Source organism: Marivita geojedonensis, from assembly GCF_002115805.1.
GTDB classification, from domain to species: Bacteria; Pseudomonadota; Alphaproteobacteria; order Rhodobacterales; family Rhodobacteraceae; genus Marivita; species Marivita geojedonensis.
The window spans coordinates 1-3,082 of record NZ_JFKC01000059.1 but is presented as its reverse complement, the minus strand read 5'-3'; the positions used below and the strand labels follow the sequence as shown (position 1 = coordinate 3,082).

The 3,082-nt window shown below is 51.8% G+C and carries 3 protein-coding genes and 1 pseudogene; 1 reads left to right on the top strand and 3 read right to left on the bottom strand.

Translation table 11 applies throughout. From position 1 onward, the window contains the following. Positions 1-320: 320 nt before the first annotated feature. Both MGEO_RS21825 and MGEO_RS21300 read right to left on the bottom strand, forming a co-directional pair. Positions 321-398: pseudogene (locus MGEO_RS21825) on the bottom strand (IS6 family transposase); the annotation flags it as partial. Positions 399-407: 9 nt separating this feature from the next. Then, complete coding sequence (locus MGEO_RS21300; RefSeq protein WP_143746340.1) at positions 408-767, bottom strand: hypothetical protein; 360 nt, start codon at positions 765-767, stop codon at positions 408-410. A gap of 26 nt (positions 768-793) precedes the next feature. Between MGEO_RS21300 and MGEO_RS20940 the strand changes: the two genes are divergently transcribed. After that, complete coding sequence (locus MGEO_RS20940) at positions 794-1,762, top strand: peptidoglycan-binding domain-containing protein (RefSeq protein WP_085641677.1); 969 nt, start codon at positions 794-796, stop codon at positions 1,760-1,762. A 245-nt stretch (positions 1,763-2,007) separates the two neighbouring features. Here the strand turns inward: MGEO_RS20940 and MGEO_RS20935 are convergent. After that, positions 2,008-3,082 (bottom strand): hypothetical protein (locus tag MGEO_RS20935; RefSeq protein WP_233140064.1); only part of this gene is annotated, 1,075 nt, incomplete at its 5' end.

The following is a 3,082-nucleotide window of genomic DNA, read 5'->3' as shown; positions in this document are numbered from 1 at the left end:
CCTGACCCTAGAGTTGCTCGGTTTCTTGGTGGGGCTGGGCCTGGAGAGCAGGAATACGAACTCACACTCGAACGGGTTTTACGGGGGCAACGGGTGTCAGGTAGCAGTCGTTCGTCCAAGCGGTGGGCTAGGTCTGCAGTGCGGACCTTGCCGACGAACAGCTTTGCGACTTGAACGACTGGTATCTGCAGTTCGTAACCGCGGCTCGCGCCCCTGAAGACGTGACTTGTGGTTGCTGCGCGTGCCAAAGAGAAAGCACGACGAAAGAAGAAGCAGCCGTTCAAGCACCCAACTTTTTTCTGAAAAACTTGGATGACAGACCGGACGTAGAGCATCACTGCCAGTCGGTAAACTTTGGGGCTCGTCTTGAAGTAGCGAAAAGGCGAAGATCTGGTCACGTGGAAATGCTACGGTCCGCCCTGCCGCGCTTCAAGCCAGGTTTCTCTGACAATAATTTCGGCAAGAGGTTCGAACAATTCATTGTAGGATATCCGCAAGAACTCGACATAGCGCGGTTGAACGATTTTCGGATTTTCCGGAGCGTTATGAAGATTGGGGAGGCCACAGTGGTCCGATAATCGCAGCTGACAAAATACCGCGAAAGACTTCAAGATCTGCGCGCCAACTAAATTGGTAACGGGATCCGTCCATATGTCGGGCACACCTGCCCCCAACAATTTTGCTGGGCTCGAAAATGGATCCGCCTGTCCAAGCTTTCGATCCAAGGCCATTTTTGAGCAAGTAGCTTCCTCGATTTCAAGCGACATGTTACGTTTGCTTGGGGGAAGTGCCTTTGCTCTACCTAAAACGCGGCGACCGACTGCCGAGTGTCGGCATGGCTCAAAAGCTACTGAATACCTGTCGTGAGCTGGATCCTCGTCTCGCGGGGTTACCCGAGCTATTGGCAGACGGAATCTTCGGTCAAAATACGCAACGCGCTGTAAGCAGTGCAAAAAGTGCGCTCGGCATAACGCCCGCCAACCCGGTCTTCGATAGGTTCCTTTGGAGGCCACTGGCCGACATGGCGAAGTGGCGCATTGTGGACGTTTGCGACCGCGTGCTGGAGTTCCAACTATTTAACGGGAAGACACGAGCCGATCGTGTTCGCGAGTTGGTACAGAAACAGCAGGCCGAAGATCCGAACCTTCCCACTTGGCGCGCTGAACTGATTGCAAATCGAAAGATAAACAACTGGATAAAAGACGCCTATATCTGCAGGCTGCAGTATAATCGATTTGTGGCGATGGGTAGTAATCCTATCAGCCTGAAGAGCAAAGAGCAGGTTTACGATAAGATCAGGCGGGGCCTGGCTGAGCGCAGCCGCGATGGTTGGCAGGTGGTTCTGTTGCGTTTCACCGGTCACGGCTCGCCTGGTTCGCAGGGTGTCGCGGGCTCGTTGTTTGGCATGGTCGAGCTTACACGCGATGCCGTGCTCATGCAGGAAGACGACAGCGACAAAGATTTCATTGACGCGATCATGATTGGAGGCATGGCGATGCCAATGTGTCCTTTCGGCGTCATCGAACTTCACGGATGCCGGATTGCCGGGCGCAGCAAAGCTCGGGACCGGCGCCGCAATCGACCAAAGGTCGATGGTTCCGCGTTCGTGACATTGTTCGCAAATGAGATGGCTCGGCCAGTGACGGCAGGCACTCAGACCCAGTACATTGGGAATGCAGCCCTCGACGCAAGCTTCGATGGTCCGACTGTGACCGCCATTCCGGGAGGCTCCACGATTGAGAAATGGTTTGCGTCCCGATAACTCGCTGCAGGACTGAGTCCGCCGATATCGATTCCGTCCCATATCAATACGATCTGCGACATAAAAGGGGAAAGAGACTCCAACACCAAAACCCAATGGAGCAAAGGCTTTGGACAGTTTTTTGTCGGAGTGACTGCTCGATGCCGCGCACTACCAGGTCAGTCCCGCAAACTTATACTGGCCAGCCAATCCCGACATTAAATTTTTTTGATGTACTTCGTTGCGTGGCGTTCAAATAGCGCGTTTTAATACAAAGCTAGCAGTTTACCGTTTGCCGTCCAAGACGCCCAAAGAGACCAATCATACGCCAAGGCTCGAATCTTCCGCATGGAGGCGGACATATGCTTATAGCTGCTGGTGTCCCGCCAATCTCCACGAAGGATAAGCTGCACATCTTCGTTGCTCAAACCTGCTGTTGGTTTGCCATGCGTGATGCGGTCCGAGACCTCGCGCTTGTATATTTCCCAGTTCATCTCGCCTTCAACATAGGACCCGCCAATAGACATTGCGGGGTTTGTGCTGGACGTCAGTTTCCGCATGGTTTTGTTCGCCTTGTCCCCAGCTTCACGAGTGCGTGCAAAAGTTTGTGCAAAATGCGCGTGGGCAGCTGCGATATCTTTGGCGGCCAAAATGACGCCCATACTCACAGCTTTTTTTTGTTTCATAAGGTATTCGTGCTTGCCTGCCGCGTATTCCAGGTGAAAGTCGACTGTTTCGATAGCACGCAGCGTTTTCCGCCAGTCAACATTACGAACAGCATTACGAACATCTCGCATGCCCGCTTCGTATTCCGAGTGTGCTTTTAAATACATTTTTAAATCATCGGGCAAATCGGACGATACGTATCCGTCTTTATTGACCATTTCTGATGCATACGCATATTTTGAAACGATTGAGTCGACACCTTTGCAAAAATTCTTCTCCATCTCATGCAGTCCGCTGCTCCACTTCAGCGAAAGCTCAGCTTCGTCTTTAACCCGCCAAAGTTCGGAAAGCGCATTGATGCCTGGCTGGTAGAACTCGAGATACTTGCTCACATATGATGGAGCAGGCAAAAGTTGCGCTAATCGTGACACGCCTTCATATGCCAACTCCAAAATCTCAGAAGAACTCCCAGGCCCACCTTTATAAACGGCAACGGCAAATCGTTGCAGCTTCTTGGCGTCATCTACGTAACCTTGGACATTTTCGATTTTGTCATTGAGCGTTTTGTATTTTTTATGTCCTGCTTTCGCACTTTGCAGCAGCTTGTTCATGTCTGAATGCCCATTACTTGTATTGGATGGTAACGCAAACGTGTCAAATTCGCTAGGGTCAGGA

Excerpts from the sequence above, each read along its gene's own strand:
- MGEO_RS21300 (WP_143746340.1), bottom strand. The coding sequence starts at position 767 with ATGTCGCTTGAAATCGAGGAAGCTACTTGCTCAAAAATGGCCTTGGAT.